General features: G+C 62.3%; 18 protein-coding genes and 1 tRNA gene. 17 read left to right on the top strand and 2 right to left on the bottom strand.

Going from position 1 to position 15,415, the window contains the following annotated elements:
• The first annotated feature begins 119 nt into the window (after positions 1–119).
• From CUTER_RS08455 to CUTER_RS08395, 13 genes are all read left to right on the top strand, one after another.
• Complete coding sequence (locus tag CUTER_RS08455; RefSeq protein WP_047260058.1) at positions 120–1,079, top strand: sugar-binding transcriptional regulator; 960 nt, start codon at positions 120–122, stop codon at positions 1,077–1,079.
• 2 nt (positions 1,080–1,081) lie between these two features.
• On the top strand, positions 1,082–1,867 hold the full coding sequence (locus CUTER_RS08450; RefSeq protein WP_047260057.1) for a sulfite exporter TauE/SafE family protein: 786 nt from the start codon (positions 1,082–1,084) through the stop codon (positions 1,865–1,867).
• A 96-nt stretch (positions 1,868–1,963) separates the two neighbouring features.
• Positions 1,964–2,599, top strand: a complete 636-nt coding sequence (locus CUTER_RS08445; protein ID WP_082121327.1) for a DUF4178 domain-containing protein — start codon at positions 1,964–1,966, stop codon at positions 2,597–2,599.
• Between the two features lie 2 nt (positions 2,600–2,601).
• Positions 2,602–3,153, top strand: coding sequence for a DUF2617 family protein (locus tag CUTER_RS08440; protein WP_052844095.1), 552 nt, complete (start codon positions 2,602–2,604; stop codon positions 3,151–3,153).
• 41 nt (positions 3,154–3,194) lie between these two features.
• Positions 3,195–3,614, top strand: a complete 420-nt coding sequence (locus CUTER_RS08435; protein WP_052844094.1) for a DUF4247 domain-containing protein — start codon at positions 3,195–3,197, stop codon at positions 3,612–3,614.
• Between the two features lie 44 nt (positions 3,615–3,658).
• Positions 3,659–4,084, top strand: coding sequence for a DUF350 domain-containing protein (locus CUTER_RS08430; RefSeq protein WP_047260726.1), 426 nt, complete (start codon positions 3,659–3,661; stop codon positions 4,082–4,084).
• The gene (locus CUTER_RS08425; RefSeq protein ID WP_047260054.1) at positions 4,072–5,619 is read left to right on the top strand and encodes a polyamine aminopropyltransferase; all 1,548 of its coding nucleotides are present in this window, start codon (positions 4,072–4,074) and stop codon (positions 5,617–5,619) included. The genes CUTER_RS08430 and CUTER_RS08425 overlap by 13 nt, the downstream gene beginning before the upstream one ends.
• Before the next feature lie 336 nt (positions 5,620–5,955).
• Complete coding sequence (locus CUTER_RS08420) at positions 5,956–6,309, top strand: EndoU domain-containing protein (protein ID WP_047260053.1); 354 nt, start codon at positions 5,956–5,958, stop codon at positions 6,307–6,309.
• Positions 6,293–6,550: a hypothetical protein gene (locus CUTER_RS08415; protein WP_047260052.1), complete on the top strand. Its 258-nt coding sequence runs from the start codon at positions 6,293–6,295 to the stop codon at positions 6,548–6,550. Before CUTER_RS08420 ends, CUTER_RS08415 begins: the two co-directional genes overlap by 17 nt.
• A gap of 314 nt (positions 6,551–6,864) precedes the next feature.
• Positions 6,865–7,242, top strand: coding sequence for a hypothetical protein (locus CUTER_RS08410; RefSeq protein ID WP_047260051.1), 378 nt, complete (start codon positions 6,865–6,867; stop codon positions 7,240–7,242).
• 242 nt (positions 7,243–7,484) lie between these two features.
• Positions 7,485–8,015, top strand: coding sequence for a hypothetical protein (locus CUTER_RS08405; RefSeq protein ID WP_047260050.1), 531 nt, complete (start codon positions 7,485–7,487; stop codon positions 8,013–8,015).
• A gap of 336 nt (positions 8,016–8,351) precedes the next feature.
• On the top strand, positions 8,352–8,801 hold the full coding sequence (locus CUTER_RS11105; protein ID WP_144412294.1) for a hypothetical protein: 450 nt from the start codon (positions 8,352–8,354) through the stop codon (positions 8,799–8,801).
• Entirely contained in the window at positions 8,782–9,105 is a 324-nt protein-coding gene (locus CUTER_RS08395) for a hypothetical protein (RefSeq protein ID WP_047260049.1), read from the top strand. Before CUTER_RS11105 ends, CUTER_RS08395 begins: the two co-directional genes overlap by 20 nt.
• Positions 9,106–9,417: 312 nt before the next feature.
• Here CUTER_RS08395 and CUTER_RS11965 read toward each other — a convergent pair whose 3' ends face one another.
• Complete coding sequence (locus CUTER_RS11965; protein WP_269079409.1) at positions 9,418–9,552, bottom strand: hypothetical protein; 135 nt, start codon at positions 9,550–9,552, stop codon at positions 9,418–9,420.
• Positions 9,553–9,960: 408 nt separating this feature from the next.
• Positions 9,961–10,034 (bottom strand) — tRNA-Arg (locus CUTER_RS08390).
• A 113-nt stretch (positions 10,035–10,147) separates the two neighbouring features.
• Here CUTER_RS08390 and CUTER_RS08385 point away from each other — a divergent pair.
• The 4 genes from CUTER_RS08385 to CUTER_RS08370 all read left to right on the top strand — a co-directional run bounded on the left by CUTER_RS08385 (position 10,148) and on the right by CUTER_RS08370 (position 15,414).
• Positions 10,148–12,310, top strand: coding sequence for a cytochrome c oxidase assembly protein (locus CUTER_RS08385; RefSeq protein ID WP_047260048.1), 2,163 nt, complete (start codon positions 10,148–10,150; stop codon positions 12,308–12,310).
• A gap of 213 nt (positions 12,311–12,523) precedes the next feature.
• Positions 12,524–13,033, top strand: a complete 510-nt coding sequence (locus CUTER_RS08380) for a single-stranded DNA-binding protein (protein WP_052844092.1) — start codon at positions 12,524–12,526, stop codon at positions 13,031–13,033.
• Between the two features lie 143 nt (positions 13,034–13,176).
• On the top strand, positions 13,177–14,847 hold the full coding sequence (ettA, locus tag CUTER_RS08375) for an energy-dependent translational throttle protein EttA (RefSeq protein ID WP_047260047.1): 1,671 nt from the start codon (positions 13,177–13,179) through the stop codon (positions 14,845–14,847).
• Positions 14,848–14,964: 117 nt separating this feature from the next.
• Positions 14,965–15,414 carry an acyl-CoA thioesterase gene (locus CUTER_RS08370; RefSeq protein WP_236684702.1) on the top strand — a complete coding sequence of 150 codons (450 nt, stop codon included), beginning with the start codon at positions 14,965–14,967 and terminating at the stop codon, positions 15,412–15,414.
• The last annotated feature ends 1 nt before the right edge of the window (position 15,415 follow it).

Raw genomic sequence — 15,415 nt, 5'->3', positions numbered from 1 at the left:
CGCGTCGCGTGCCGCGCGCCGACGGACGCATCGATGGCCGCCTTGGTCAAAGGTGCACATGTGTGTCGTACTATATGGGCGGATGTGCAACGGCAGCACGAAGGGAGAGCTCGGTTCCCATGCGGCGGGAAGAAATGGCATACCAGGCCGCGGTGATGTACTACGTGGGCGAGGAGACCATGAACTCCATTGCCCAACGGCTCAACGTCTCCCGGTCCACTGTCTCCCGGTTGATCCGGGAGGCCCGGGAGCAGGGGTACGTGCAGATCGTGCTCTCCAAGCCCAAAAGCACGACCACCGCGGCGTCGCGAAGCATCGCCGAGTACTTCAACGTCACCCCGCACATTGTCAGCGTGCCCTCGTCGGCGAATTCCCTTCGGGCCATGCACTCCGTCGCCCGTGTCGCCGGGGTGGTGGTCTCTGAGGCGATGCATGACGACGCTGCTATCGGCGTGGCCTGGGGAAACACCCTCTCAGCGGTCGGCACGCAACTGGTGCGTAAACCCGTCGCCCGGGCGTCGGTGGTGCAGCTCAACGGTGCCGCGAACCCGCGCAGCTTCGGGGTGCCCTACGCCGGCGCCATCATGGCGGATTTCGTGGAGGTTTTCGGGTGTAGCGCCATCCATTTCCCGGTACCGGCGTTCTTCGATTACCCAGAAACCCGCGAGGCCATGTGGCGCGAAAGCTCCGTCTCCCGGGTGCGCGAACGCCAGCTCGGCTGCGACATTGCCGTCTTCGGGGTCGGCTCGCTCAATTCTGCAGTGCGTTCCCACGTCTACACTTCCGGATACTTCACGGACACCGAGCTCGCCCAGTTGAAAAACGACGGCGTGGTCGGAGACGTGTGTACCGTCATGCTCCGCGCCGACGGCACGTGGGACGGCCTCGACATCAACCGTCGCGCCTCCGGGCCCACCCCCGAAGAGCTGCGCCGCATCCCGCGACGGATCTGCGTGGTATCCGACCCGTCCAAGGCATCGGCGACGCTCGCCGCCCTGCGCGCCGGGGTGGCCACCGACCTGGTGCTGTCCGACCGGGCGGCGCAAGACCTGCTCGCACTAGCCGACGGCGTGCGCTAATCATGGACCTACTCAGCTCGGGCGTGCTGTTCCTCATGGGAATCCTGGCCGGAATGATTAACGCTGCGGTGGGGTCAGGCTCGTTGCTGACCCTGCCTGTCCTGCTGGCCTTGGGCGTCCCACCGGGTACGGCTGTGCGTACCAACACCATCGGTATGACTTTCGCCTCCATCGGTTCAGCAGTGGGCTTTCGCACCGAAGTCGCCAAAGAGCTGCCCTATCTCGGCCCGCTGGTGACCACCACCGTCCTCGCCTCCGCGGCAGGGTCGCTGCTGCTGCTCGTGTCTCCGTCGTCGACGCTCGATGTCGTCATCCCGGTGCTGATCGTCGTCGCGCTCGTTCTGGTCCTGGGCCAGCCCCGCCTATCGCGTTGGCTGGCCGCGAAGCACGCCACGGAGGCGTCCGGCATAGTCGGGCCGGCCTACCGCAAGCCCCCACTCGTCGTTGCCATGTCCGCGGCGGCGGTCTACGGAGGCTACTTCACCGCCGCCCAGGGCATCCTGTACATGGCGATCATGGGGGTAGGCACCAACCGGTCTTACAAGGATGTCAACCCGGTCAAGGTATTTCTGGCCATGTTCGTCAACCTCACCGCGACACTCGTCTACCTCATCGCCCACTTCTGCTTCGACGCCGACGTCCGCTGGGCGGCGACGGCCATCATCGCTGTCGGCGGGCTGATCGGCGGTTACGCGGGGGCCTTCGTGGCCAAGCGCTTGCCCGCTGGCGTGTTCAGGGTGCTCATCGTCGTCGTGGCGCTCGTCGCCCTGGTGAAACAGCTTCTTTAGCCGCTTGAGCTAGCTGCCGCAGCGAGAGTGCGCTCGGTGGTATCGTGCGGGGAAAGAAGGAGCTCACCCGATACCGACGCACTCTAAGGAATCCCCGTGTCAACCTTGACAGTCATTATTGGAATAGCCCTCGTTTTGGTGGCCGTCGCGCTGTTTTACCTGGCTAACACCTCCAAGGATCGCCAGCCATCGCCGGCGGCGACGCCGCAGCGCTTCGGCGATGACTTCGATGAAGTTGATGGTGCAGCCGCCTTCAGCCCCGCCCGCTTCGGCCCCGGTTCCATCGTGAGCTACGGGGCCACGGACTACATCGTTCGCGAAACGCTGAGCTACTCCCAGGGTCCGTACCGCTGGTATGAGCATCGCCTTGACGGTGGCAACGGTGCCAGCTGGCTGTCCACAGAGGTCGACGAAGGCGAGTTCACCCTCGTGTGGTGGACCACGCGCAAGGCACTGCGAGTGACCCCGGCCGCGACCGTCGAGGTTGACGGCGTCACCTACCACGAAGAAGAACGCGGCCACGCGCAGTACACCCGCCAAACCACCGAAGGGATCGCCGAGAGCGGCGTCGTTCGTTTCATTGATTTCGAGGACGCCAGCGGCGAGAATTTCCTCGGCCTGGAGTCCTTCGGCGAGCGTGACGACGACACGTCGGCGGCGTGGGAGGTCTCCACCGGTCGACGGATCCTGCCCGGCGAGCTCACCGTCTACGCGAAGCCGGGGGCCGAATAGTCGTGATCCAGCGCCTCGACATCACCCCCGTCGATACCCGCCCCGAACAGCTGAAGCTTTCTCACGAGCCGGCCGACGTCGAAGCGTTGGCGAGCGTCGAGATAGAACACCCCGATTTCCCAGGCAACTTCTTGCGCCTGGCAGTTATCGGAGCCTCTCATATCGCCACCGTCTCCGGTCCCGAAGTGACCATGACCGAGGAGGTGTCCGGCCGCCCGCGGCCAAAGGCGATAGATCTTCCGGAGGGTGCCATTGGGTACATGTACGACTTCACATCCGCGGTGAAGCTATTTAACGAGGAAGCCTTTGCCGAGCTGGTCTCCAGACTATCGGCCTGGGAGGACGACGGGTTCAGCGTCGTGGTCGAGTTCCCCGGTGACGGCCCCGGCCACCTCACAGCGCTACGTGCCGCGGCGTCCATTTACGGGTGGTCCTGGGAAACCTGGCACCTGTACCCAGCGCAGCGCGTGGCAGTGGAGACTCATTCCAACCAGCTGTTCAAGCACGCATTTGAGCCCGAATCGGGTGGCCAAGCGGGAGACGAGGACCGGTGAACCCCAGGAGCTATAACATTGCCGCCATTATCTGTCTGATAATGGGCGTGCTGCTCATCATCTTCGGCCTCGCTGCCGGAACGAAGCCCCGAGCGGAGGCCGCTGTCTCGTCGAACTACGAGCGGATCGCGGCCAACACCTACCGCTGCCACGACACCCCCAGCAAGGTCGCCGACGACCTGGAGAAGAAGTTCACCGTGCGCGCGCGTTCCACCGACGACGCCACCGGCACCGTGTACTTGCGCGCCAAGGATCGGATCGTGTCCATTAGCGGCACCGCCAGCGACTGTCAGATTCGGGTGGAGGACCTTGGCCGCTACCACAACGGTGGCTTCATCTTCCTAGGCCCGGGCTTCGCGCCACCAGCCCCATCCGGATCATCAGGCGGCAGTTCCGGCGCGTCGAGCGGCAGTGGAGGTTCCGGCGTTGGCTCGGGGAGTTCCTCCTCCGGCGTGAAATAATCCAACACCAATGAGACGATGAGAAGAAGGGTTCGCTGCCCATGATGTCCACCGTGCTATTCGAAATAACCTCAACCCTGGCTTATTTCGGCCTCGCAGCCGTACTGCTCCTGCTCGGGTTCGCCCTCCTAGACGTTTTAACTCCAGGCAAGCTCTACGCACTCGTGTTCCTGGACCATAACCCCAATGCCGGAACCATCGCCGCCGGGCAGCAAGTTGCCATCGGCCTGGTTCTCATCACGACGATCTACCACTCCGTTGACCTGGTCCTCTGGCAGGGATTGCTCGAGTTCTTCATCTACGGGCTGCTCGGCATCGTCTTGCAGGCCGTCGGTTTAGTCATCCTCGAAGCGCTCATACCGGGGCGCTTCCGCAACATCGTAGAGGATCCTAAGCCGCGTTTTTCTGCCCGCGTCGTCGCTGTCATCCTCGTCGTGGTGGGCGCCATTAACGCCGCATGTCTGATCTAGTTCCCATCCCACGGCGGTGGACTTGGCTGCTGCTCATCTCGGTAGCGATTTGCGCAGCCTGCGGGTTGATCTATGAGCTGGCCCTGCTCACCCTGTCTACAAGCGTCAACGGCGGATCGGTCGTCGAAACCTCGCTCATTGTCGCAGGGTACGTTGCCGCACTCGGGCTCGGTGCCCTGGCCGCTAAACCTTTCCTCGACCGCCCGGCGTCGACCTTCCTGCTCGTGGAAGCCGCCCTCGGACTGGTCGGTGGCACCAGTGCTCTCGTGATGTACGAAGTGTTCGTGTCCGCCGGCAACGCCACCGCCATCACGGTGGGCCTCACCATCGCGATTGGGCTACTCGTAGGCGCGGAAGTTCCGCTGCTCATGACTCTCATCCAGGCCGGGCGTGTCACCGACGCCCGAGGGACCGGCTCCCTGCTGTCCACCCTCAACTTCGCCGACTACCTGGGGGCACTCATCGGCGGTCTCGCCTGGCCGTTTCTACTCCTGCCGGTCCTCGGCATGGTGCGAGGCACCCTCGCAGCCGGGTTCGTCAACATTGCCGCCGCACTCTTCGCAGCCCTCGTTCTGCTTAATGGCTCACTTCCGCGTCGCTGGTTACGTGGCTGTGTGGCGGCCTTGCTAGGCGCTGGGGTGGTGCTGGCGGGACTCGTCGTCGTCAGCCCGAGTTTGACGAATGCGGCCCAGCAACGCCTCTACGCCGACCCGATCATCTACTCCCAGCAAAGTGACTACCAATCCATCGTCGTGACCCAGCGAGGCCACGACCGGCGACTCTTTCTCGACGGTGGCCTGCAATACTCCACCCGCGACGAGTACCGCTACACCGAGGCCCTCGTCTATCCGGCGATCACCGCCGAGACCTCCTCCGTGCTCATTATCGGCGGCGGCGACGGCCTCGCCGCCCGCGAGCTGGTACGCATGGACATCGACGTCACCATGGTGGAACTGGATCCTCTCATGATCGACGTGGCATCAACGCTGTTGCGAGAGGACAACGCCGGTGCACTGCAGGACCCCAGGGTCACGGTCATCATCGACGACGCGCTGACCTGGCTGCGTGAACACTCGGGGCATTCGGGGCAGGGCCGTTTCGACGCCGTCATTGTCGACCTGCCCGACCCCGATTCGCCGGTGCTCGCCCGCTTGTACTCCCAGGAGTTCTACACGCTTGCCCGCCAGCAGCTGACCCCGAAGGGCCGCATGGTGGTGCAATCCTCCAGTCCGTTTGCCACGCCGAAGGTCTACTCCCGGATCGTGTCCACCGTAGCCGCCGCTGGCTGCGCGCAGACTACTCCCTATCACGTGCACGTACCCACGTTCGGGGATTGGGGTTTCACGCTCTGCGCACCGGCCGGAACGCCGCTGGACGTTCCGGAGCGGGCTGGCAGTTTGCATTTTCTTGACGACGCCACCCTCGCTGCGGCTGGAGTGTTTGGGAGAGATAACGTCCCCAAGGTGGTGGAGCCGTCGACGATCATCGAGCCCCGGATCCTGGACGATGTGCGGGCTGGTTACCGCGACGCGTAGGTGTTGTTCTGTACTTGTAGACCACCGGGATCCAGTACCGTACGCGTGGCCACAGCAGTGGCATACAGCTCGAAGAGGTAGGCCACGATTGCCGCTCGCGCTCGGTGCAGTCCGGACCGGAGTAGTCAATACCGCAAGCTGCGTCGATAGCCCGATCGAGGAGTGCGTGCCCTTGCTCGAGCAGCGGATACAACCACGCGTTATCCGGGACGTAGAGGTCCGTGAGCGTGGCGCCGGGCTACTGGCTGCGAGAACCGAGCACTGCTTGGGCCGCGCGTTCGATCTCTTCGCGTTGAACGTCCGTGGGGTCGGGAGAGGTTACCCCCGTAGGCGCGGATGCCGGGCCATGTGTTGCATGGGTGGCGTGACAAACCCACTAAGGACGGCGAGGGCAGGCCGCATGATGAGAGCCTCGCCGATGGTCATTGTTGGGACAGCGAGCGTAAGAATGCTTCCAAGTTCCCGAAGGACTGGACGGACCAGAAGATCGTCGACGCAGTGCGAGACACCTTGGAGAAGCCGGATTTCTACCAGAAAAAGAATGTGAAGCGCGTGGTCTGGGGTGAAGTCGATGGCCTAATCATTCAGGTAGATTATAATGTGAGGCTGGATAGGGTGGTTACGTTCAACACAGCTTACCCTGAATACAAAGACAGGAAGGAGTGGGGCAAAGATGTTAGACGACGATGAGATATTCCTCAGAATGAAATCGCTGGCGCACCCTTCGGTTGATATTGCGGGTGCTCTGTCTAATTTCGATGCGGGTGAGCCTGAGCATGCAACTGCGTTCTTACTGGATGACGCTTATCTGGTTGGAAAGCTAACGCCCGAGATGATTGCGCTGGCTGAATCCAACTACGACTCTGGCCCCGTGATTGAGATGCTCGAGGCCCTCCGAATGCTGGATGAGCAGAAGAATGGCGTCGCCTAGGTAGGTAACCATTGCCGGGTTCGAGTCCCGGTCGGCGCACTGCGAGACCCCATTGCCCCTGGTGGGTGGTGGGGTTTTGCCATACCCAAGTCAAGTACGCCCAGGAGGCTAGTTTTGTCCGATGAAACCACCGCCATCCCTACCCCGGCCGAGGAGCCGGAAACCGCCGCCGGCAGAGAGTGTTGGGGTTACCCTCGAGTAGTGGCCACCTGATAAGGAAGAACTGCTCTTGGGCCGGCAGATCAGGTATAAAATCAATGAGGTAGACAAGGAAAAAGGGCTTACGGTGATCTACGCGGAGGTGATCGGGCAGGATGCATGATCGGTACAAGGCCATGGGCCTGGAAATGCTTCCTTCGAAGCACTACAATGTTCGGCGCCAGGATAAGGCTCCTGGGACTGCGTGGGTGTACCACGCGCCCAAGGGCGTGACCGTTGTGAAGTTCGACGGCGAGAAGATTCTGACAGCGACGTCGAAGCGCTTGGAAGACGTCAACGACTGGCACGCAAGCGGTGTCGTGCAGAAGTACATCGTTGACTGTGCTGAGCGGGACATCCCGCCCCAGGACGCTATTGAGCTGGTGCGCCAACGATTCGGCGAGCCTGATTTGGTAGTCCAGTGTGCTGACGTTAATGATGTCTCTCCGGAGGTGCGGGAAGCTATCGGGGCTGATCCCGAGCCCGCGTACTAGCTGAGGATCCTTGCCACCGCGTCGTGGATAGCCTCCACGACGACCTTGATAACCAGCGCCTCGACTGTGAGGTTAGTCAAACAGTTGCTCTAGCAGCCATCGGGCACCAGCCGGTGGCTGTTTTCTTGTTCCCGCGTGGTGTGTGTCCTGGGTTCGATTCCCGGGCGGGAAGCTGACCCCATTGCCCCTGGTGGGTGGTGGGGTTTCGTCATATCCAAGTCAAGTATGCCCAGGAGGCAAGCATGTCGGATGAAACCACCGCCACCCCCACCCCGGCCGAGGAGCCGGAAACCGCCGCCGATGCGGCGGCTGAGGCTAAGGGTGGTGAGTTAACCCTGGAGGACTACAAGGCAGAGCTGGCGAAGGTGCGTAAGGAAGCGGCGAAGTACCGCACCGAACGCAACGAGCTACGCGGCGATGCTGAGAAGTACCGCCAGGCCAGGGAGGATGAGAAGACAGACCTGGAAAAGACGGTAGAAAAGCTTGCCGCCTCAGAGGCCCGGATTAAGGCCCTGGAAGCGGACAAGCAGCGCTTGCTGGTCGTGTCCCGATTCGGTATCGCCGAGGACAACCTTGACCTGCTCGGGGATGATCCCGAGAAGTTTGAGGCGAATGCCGAGAAAATCGCGGCGTTACAGCAGGCGCAGGCGAAGCGGCACGGCCCCCCGTCGGAGGTGCCATTGGAGTCCCTGCATTCCGGGGCGTCTGACGGCCCGGAGGATAAGGATGATTCCTTCCCTGAAGACTGGCCAGTAAACGGACCGTTCGCCTAAACCCACGCAGGAACCACGAGTAACGCAAGAAGGAGAAAGTTCACGTGGCTAACACTGTTGTTCACTACACCCCCGCCCAGAACCCGACCGTGAAGGCAGGTGAGGCACTCACCGCCGGCACGTTCGTTCAGGTATCGGCGGATATCGACGGCCGGAACCCGGTCGTCAAGCCCGCCGGCGCTAACGCCGTGGTGTTCGGTGTGCCGGCGCATGACTGTCCTAAGGGCGGGCATGTGATGGTGTACCGGGCGGGCCACATCGTGGAGGTCGCCGCCCTGAGCAGACTGTGCCGTGGAATGGGGCGTGAGTATGCCGATAGAACACTTACCGGCCGGGATGAAACCAGCCGCCCGGCGGCTGAGGGACTGGTGCCTGAGCGACGGGCCGTTGTTGGTCATCCTCGGTGCTGCCATCACGCTGCGGGGCGTGTCCTACCTGGTGGGTGGTCTCACCGAGCATCCTGCTGAGCGGCTACTGCCCTTAGGGGCGTGGGCTGTGGTGTGGGTCGTGGTCGGTGGCGGGCTGCTGGGCACGTCGGTGAAACCATCAACGTTCCCGGCGGCTGTGGCTCTAGGTTTCGGGGTCGCCCTGCACTTGTTGTGGGGGTTGTCGTTCCTGCTGGCCAGCATGGAACGCCCCGGCTACGACCGGGCGTGGGTTACCAGTGTGGGGTTCGGGTCGGTGGCGTTTATCACGTTGTGGTTGACGTGGCGGACGCGCGCCCTGGAGCGGCTGAAACCGAGATTGCCAACGAAGGAACTAGAAGATGCACTTGGGCGCCACTGATCTGCTGTCTTTGGGGTCCACGGTGTGTGTCGCCGTGTTCGGCCTGTGGCAGGTGTGGTTGAAGGTCCATTCGGATCAGTCGATTGCTGAGAGTCGGCGGGAGACTGAGGCGTTGCCGAGCTGGGCTGAGTTTGCCGAGCAAGTTGAGGCTCATTGGCAGCGTCGGGTGTCTGGGTTGGAGTCTCAGCTGGAGGAGGTTCGTGGTGATTTGGAGGCCTTGCGGGCTGAGAATCAGGCGCTACGGATAGAGAATGCGCAGTTGCGGAAGATCAATGCTGAGCTGCTGGACAAGCTAGGCGGTTAGGTGGGGTGAGGCCCCCTCCCTTGTGGGACGTGTGTGTTCCTAGGGGAGGAGGCCTTTTTCTTATGCCCGGGGTGAGGTGTGGCGTGTGGTGCTTGGTCTCGACGCGTGCCAGGGTGCGACCTGCGTGGCGTCCCACAAGGGAGTGCGCTTGTCCAAGTGGGCGACGGGGGCGGGGCGCGGCCTGAGGAGGCGTAGCTACGCCAAGCGCTGGTGGATAGGTGACAGTGGGCGGCGCAGTCGACGGCGCGCCAGAGTTCTTTCTGGGTGGCGCGGTCGATGATGATGGGGGTGTAGGTGGCGGACATGATGGGTTTAGTGGTTGGTGAGGATGGCGTGGGTCTCGCGTGCGAGGGCTGCGAGGGTTGCTGCGAGTAGGAGCCAGGTGACTGGGTGGGTGGTGATGGTGAGGTAGGCAATGGTGAATGCGAGGATTGCAATGGTGGACATGTTTGTTCCTTATGTGTTGGTAGGGTTGGGGTTGCCCCCGGAGCTAGGGTGTGGCTAGCTCCGAGGGTCTAGTTGGTGCTGGGGGGCTTGCGGGATTCGATGGCGATTTTCTTCATTTCGATCTGGTGGTTCGAGATGATTTTCATCCCCCCTGTCACCTAAACCGCCCCGGGGCCTCGGTAGCCGGCCCGCCTGGCCTGTCGTGCGTGTCGTGCTGGTGTGTCGTGCGTGTCTAGGGTGGGGGAATTTTGGGGCGTTGTGGTGCGGTTTCACGCCACGACCGGGCACGACAAATCCACGACATACGTAACCAAAAGTGCTCGTAACTTACCGTATGTAACCAAGTCTGCAACAAGTGGCAACCGCCTGTGACCTGCAAAAACACTGGTCAACGAAGGCGCAAAAAAGCGCCCCCAGCAGGACTCGAACCCGCGACCGACCGGGTAGAAACCGGCTGCTCTAATCCACTGAGCTATGGAGGCATTGAACAGACAGTGTAGCCCAACCCAGCCAAGCGTCGGAGCATTGGCCCTGGCCTTCTTTTGCGGACTCGTTGGGTTTCCAGGCCACGATCGGCAAGCCTTAAGCTAGCCCTATGGCTTCCCAAGCTCGTACCGCCTCCCCTCAGTCCTCATCGAGTCCCCCTGAGCCTCGTTCGTCCTGGCTGCTCTACGTCGGTGCCGCGCTCGTTGCCGGCCTGGTGGGCGGCACGATCGGCTACTCGTTCCTGGGCGAGTCACTCGCCGTCTTGGGCATCCCCGACCCCGGAATCATCACCACCTTTGGGTTGCCCTTCCTTCGCGCGGCGGCATGGTTATGCGCGGCCTTGGCCATCGGGTCGTTCATGTTTTCCGCGTTCTACATCTCACCGTTGCCGCAGCGCTCCACGGCTAAAGACTCCGCTGAGGCAACGCACCTCGGGCACGCTGAGCTGAGCGTCGACGGTCTCCTGGCAGCTCGTACCGGCGCGTGGGCGGCACTGGCTTTTGCCGCCATCGGCATTGTGATGGTGCCTATGGTGTTCTCAGATACCTCGGGGCAGACCTTGGTCGCTTCCCTCAACGTGGCGAGTTGGAACCTGGCATTGGAACAGGTGGCGGCCAGCGGGGTGTGGCTACTCTCAGCGATGTTCGCCGGCGCCGTGGGGGCGGCTGGATTGATTCAGCACCGTTGGAGTTCCCAACCGGCACTGTTTTTGGGTGCGATCGTGATGATCGTCCCCCTGGGAATGGAGGGGCACGCCGCCACCGGCGGTGACCATGACTACGGCACCAACGCCTATCTGTGGCACCTGGTGTTCATGGCGATATGGATAGGTGGGCTCATGGCGCTCATTGCACACGGTCGGCGCCTCGGCCCGGAGCTAGAGGTAGCAGTGCGCCGCTATAGTTCTGTGGCGTTGTTCTCACTGCTCGCGGTGGCGGCCTCCGGGGTGATTTCGGCGCTCATCCGCATCGAGATTACTGACCTGTTCACCACCCGTTACGGGCTCATTATCGTCGCCAAAATTGTGGGTACGGTGGGATTGGCCCTGCTCGGCTTCGCTCATCGCAGCATTACCATTCCGCGGCTGGCCACGCAGCCATCGGCTTTCTTGCGGTTGGCAGTCGGTGAGGTAGTACTCATGGCCGTCGTGGCGGGTGTGGCGGTGACAATGGGGCGCACCCCGCCGCCCCCGCCGCGGGATCCGAACCTGACCAGCATGGACATTCAGATCGGCTATGAGCTGACGAAGGAACCGACGTTCTTTGGAGTGTTCACGGTGTGGCGCTTCGATGTCATGTTTGGTGCCATCGCCGTGCTCCTGGCTGGCTTCTATCTCGCAGGGGTGCGCAGCGTGAAGCGGCAAGGAAAGCCGTGGAAGAGGTCGTACACGCTGTGGTGGTTGGCTGGCTGCGCGTCGTTGCTCGTCACTACCAGCTCAGGAATCGGCCTATATATGCCGGCGGCTTACTCGATGCACATGGTTGGTCACATGGTTTTGAGTATGGTCGTTCCGCTCGTGATGACTTTGGGGGCGCCGCTGACCCTTGTGATGACTGTGTGGGACGCCGGCGAACCTGGCAAAGCCACGCCCCACGATTGGGCCAACGCCTTTATTCACTCTCGCTTCCTGCGGGTAGTGACCACTCCGTGGGTGAATCTGCTGCAGTTTCTCGTTTTCTTCTACGTGCTTTATCTCAGCATCCCTCTGTATGAACTAGCGATCTCCGAGCACGCTGGCCACCTCCTCATGAACTGGTCCTTCATCCTGTCGGGCTACTTCTACTTTTGGGAACTGGTAGGTCCCGATAGGATCCCGCATCGTCGCCCGGCGTCGATCCGGCTGTTTTGGCTGGCTGTCGCCATGCCGGTGCACCTCTTCTTTGGCGTCTATCTCATGCAGCTCAACGTAGTCATGGGCGAGGAGTTTTACCGCTCCTTGGAGCTGCCCTGGAACCCGGATCTGCTCCAAGACCAGAAGGAAGGCGGCGGTATTGCGTGGGCTTTTGGGTCATTCCCCATCACCTATGTCATGGCCGTGTTGTTACTGGAATGGCGCCGCGACGACGCTGCGGAAGGTCGTCGGGTGGACGCTCGGCTCGACGCTGCCGAGCGCGAACGCAGTGCAGAGTCAGTCGAGAAGCGAGGCGAGGCAGCAACGGACTCCGAGGAACTCGACGAGTTCAGCGCCTACAACGAGATGCTGCGCCGCTATCACGAGGGCAGCGGCAGTCAGCTCGACGACTACTACGGGGCCGAATTCACGCAGCGCTAGCACCACGGAGTCGCCCTCGCGACCGGAGATGAGGAGCGGCTGTGGATAAAGGCGACTATCCACAGAAAAACCGGTCACCCCGGGCCTGGCCATTGCCCGGTGCGGACCGCCAAGGGAAAGTGAAGCCAGTGCGCTCGGGGGATGCGGAGTCATCCTAAGCAGCCCCACCACCGCACGCCATGGATCACCCGCTTGTAGAAAGGACTCCTCATCATGGCGAATTTCCCTATCACCATTGTCGGCAATCTCACGAAAGACCCGGACGTCCGCGACGTCCCCGGCGGCCACACTGTCGGCGAAATCCGGATTGCGGCTAGTCGCTCAACCCGGGATGAGTCCCAGCCGTCGGGCTGGCGCGAAGTCGACCACCTCTACGTCTCTGGCGAATTGTGGGGCCAGCTGGCTCTCAACGCCAAAGCCTCACTGAGCAAGGGCATGTGCGTCATCGCCACCGGCCGGCTGGTAACCCAGGAATGGGAGGTCGACACCGAGGCTCCCGGTGACGATAAGAAGCGGCGCAGCCGCACCGTGCTTAAGGTGGACCGGTTGGGGCTCGACCTGTCCCGGCATGTCGCCTCTTCGCGGCGTACGGACTCATTGAGTCACCAGGCCGAAGGAGTTGATCTTCCCGATCTTCCTGATCCGACGCACCAACGCCGGGTTGACCCGGCGCCGATGAACCGTGACAAGCAGGAGGAACAATCGCCGACGGCACCGTTCTAGGTGTGCGCACCATCGCCGATAGCCCCGGCGGGGTAGCGCCGGGCAGACACCGTTCGGGGCGTCGGGGTGGCCGGATCCGGCCGGCGGATCATGTACCCTTTGGAAGAACCTAACTACTGGAACTGATGCACTAAGGGGTTTTTGTGGCTGAATTCATCTACACGATGAAAAACGTTCGCCGGGCCATCGGGGATAAGGTCATTTTGGACAATGTGACCATGGCGTTCTACCCGGGCGCCAAGATTGGTGTCGTCGGCCCGAACGGTGCTGGTAAGTCCTCCCTGCTGAAGATCATGGCGGGCATCGATGAGCCGAACAACGGCGAGGCCTTCCTGGATCCCGGCGCCAGCGTCGGCATCCTGCTGCAGGAGCCGCCGCTCAACGAGGAGAAGACCGTGCGGGAGAACGTCGAGGAAGGCCTCGGCGACATCATGGTCAAGAAGCAGCGCTTCGAGGAGATCGCCGAGGAAATGGCGACCAATTACTCAGATGAGCTCATGGAAGAGATGGGCAAGCTGCAGGAAGCTCTCGACGCCGCGGATGCCTGGGAGGTCGACTCCAAGATTGACCAGGCCCTGGAGGCTCTGCGTTGCCCGCCGGCCGATTCCCCGGTCACTCACCTCTCCGGTGGCGAGCGGCGCCGCGTCGCGCTGGCCAAGCTCCTGCTCACTCAGCCGGATCTGCTGCTGCTCGACGAGCCCACCAACCACCTAGACGCGGAGAGCGTGTTGTGGCTGGAGAAGCACCTCAAGGATTACCCCGGCGCCGTGCTCGCCGTGACTCACGACCGCTACTTCCTCGACAATGTTGCCGAGTGGATCTGCGAAGTGGACCGTGGCCAGCTCTACCCGTACGAGGGCAACTACTCCACCTACCTGGAGAAGAAGGCCGAGCGTCTCGAAGTGGCAGGCCGAAAGGACCAGAAGCTGCAGAAGCGCCTTAAGAGCGAGCTGGCGTGGGTGCGGTCGTCGCCGAAGGCCCGGCAGGCCAAGAACAAGGCCCGCCTGGAGCGCTACGAGGAGATGGCCGCCGAGGCCGAGAAGTACAAGAAGCTCGATTTCGAAGAGATCCAAATCCCGACCCCGCCCCGCCTGGGCAACAAGGTCGTCGAGGTGGAGGACCTGTACAAGGGCTTCGACGGGCGGCTTCTTATCAAGGACTTGTCCTTCACCCTGCCGCGTAACGGCATCGTCGGCGTCATCGGCCCGAACGGTGTGGGCAAGACCACGCTGTTTAAGACCATCGTTGGCCTGGAGGAACCGGATTCCGGCACCGTCGAGGTAGGCGACACCGTGCGCCTGTCCTACGTGGATCAGAACCGCGAGAACATCGACCCCGAGCTGACCGTGTGGGAGGTCGTGTCCGGTGGCCTGGACTACATCCACGTGGGCCAGAACGAGATGCCGTCGCGGGCGTACCTGTCCGCCTTCGGCTTCAAGGGAGCTGATCAGCAGAAACCGTCGAAGGTGCTGTCCGGCGGTGAGCGCAACCGCCTCAACCTGGCGTTGACGCTGAAGCAGGGCGGAAACCTGATTCTGCTCGACGAGCCGACTAACGACCTGGACGTTGAGACCCTCGGCTCGCTGGAAAACGCCTTGACGAACTTCCCGGGTTGCGCCGTGGTCATTTCCCACGACCGTTGGTTCCTCGACCGCACGTGTACCCACATCCTCGCCTGGGAGGGCGACCATGAGGAGGGCTCGTGGTTCTGGTTCGAGGGTAACTTCGGCGACTATGAGAAGAACAAGGTGGAGCGCTTCGGCGCGGATGCGGTGGGCCCGAAGGCCTCGTCGCACCGCAAGCTGACTCGTTAACGCCGCGCGGCTGTATTCATAGCTTCTGCGCACGTGCCCTGGCCGAGGCCGGGGCATTTTCCTATAATGGGCACCCATAACCGAAAAGCTTCGATAAGGAAAACGAGGTGTCGCGTCGTGTCTACCCACCCTCGCAACGTCCATACCATGACAGTGCCGGTCCGCTGGTCTGATTTCGACCGTTACGGCCACGTCATGAACGCCAATTACATTGAGTTCGCCCAGGAAGCCAGGTTGGCTTTCGCGCAGGAGCACTTCTACAACCAGGGTCACCCCTTCGCGGCCTATGTCCGCCGGTTGGAGGTGGATTTCTTCCGTCCCATTCAACCCGACACCCGCGAGGTCACCGTTGAGACGTTCGTCGCCGACGTTGGGGACACGTCCTTCACCACTCGGCAGGAGATTAAAGACCGCCAGGGAAAAACCACCTGTGTGGTGACGTGCGTGCAGGTCACCATGGATTTAGCCACGCAGGCGCCCCGGTCGTTGACGGAGAAGGAGGTCATGATCCTCACCCGAGCGCCCCAACCTCCGGCCCTCGACGCCGCTGTTGATGACGAGGCCTAAC

The organism is Corynebacterium uterequi (genome assembly GCF_001021065.1).
Lineage (GTDB): Bacteria > Actinomycetota > Actinomycetes > Mycobacteriales > Mycobacteriaceae > Corynebacterium > Corynebacterium uterequi.
The sequence above is the reverse complement of the archived record's forward strand: the minus strand, read 5'-3'. Positions and strand labels throughout refer to the sequence as shown.

Coding starts and splice junctions, on each gene's coding strand:
- CUTER_RS08455 (WP_047260058.1), top strand. CDS start 120: ATGCGGCGGGAAGAAATGGCATACCAGGCCGCGGTGATGTACTACGTG.
- CUTER_RS08450 (WP_047260057.1), top strand. CDS start 1,082: ATGGACCTACTCAGCTCGGGCGTGCTGTTCCTCATGGGAATCCTGGCC.
- CUTER_RS08435 (WP_052844094.1), top strand. CDS start 3,195: ATGGGCGTGCTGCTCATCATCTTCGGCCTCGCTGCCGGAACGAAGCCC.
- CUTER_RS08430 (WP_047260726.1), top strand. CDS start 3,659: ATGTCCACCGTGCTATTCGAAATAACCTCAACCCTGGCTTATTTCGGC.
- CUTER_RS08425 (WP_047260054.1), top strand. CDS start 4,072: ATGTCTGATCTAGTTCCCATCCCACGGCGGTGGACTTGGCTGCTGCTC.
- CUTER_RS08420 (WP_047260053.1), top strand. CDS start 5,956: ATGCCGGGCCATGTGTTGCATGGGTGGCGTGACAAACCCACTAAGGAC.
- CUTER_RS08415 (WP_047260052.1), top strand. CDS start 6,293: ATGTTAGACGACGATGAGATATTCCTCAGAATGAAATCGCTGGCGCAC.
- CUTER_RS08410 (WP_047260051.1), top strand. CDS start 6,865: ATGCATGATCGGTACAAGGCCATGGGCCTGGAAATGCTTCCTTCGAAG.
- CUTER_RS08405 (WP_047260050.1), top strand. CDS start 7,485: ATGTCGGATGAAACCACCGCCACCCCCACCCCGGCCGAGGAGCCGGAA.
- CUTER_RS11105 (WP_144412294.1), top strand. CDS start 8,352: ATGAAACCAGCCGCCCGGCGGCTGAGGGACTGGTGCCTGAGCGACGGG.
- CUTER_RS08395 (WP_047260049.1), top strand. CDS start 8,782: ATGCACTTGGGCGCCACTGATCTGCTGTCTTTGGGGTCCACGGTGTGT.
- CUTER_RS11965 (WP_269079409.1), bottom strand. CDS start 9,552: ATGTCCACCATTGCAATCCTCGCATTCACCATTGCCTACCTCACCATC.
- CUTER_RS08385 (WP_047260048.1), top strand. CDS start 10,148: ATGGCTTCCCAAGCTCGTACCGCCTCCCCTCAGTCCTCATCGAGTCCC.
- CUTER_RS08380 (WP_052844092.1), top strand. CDS start 12,524: ATGGCGAATTTCCCTATCACCATTGTCGGCAATCTCACGAAAGACCCG.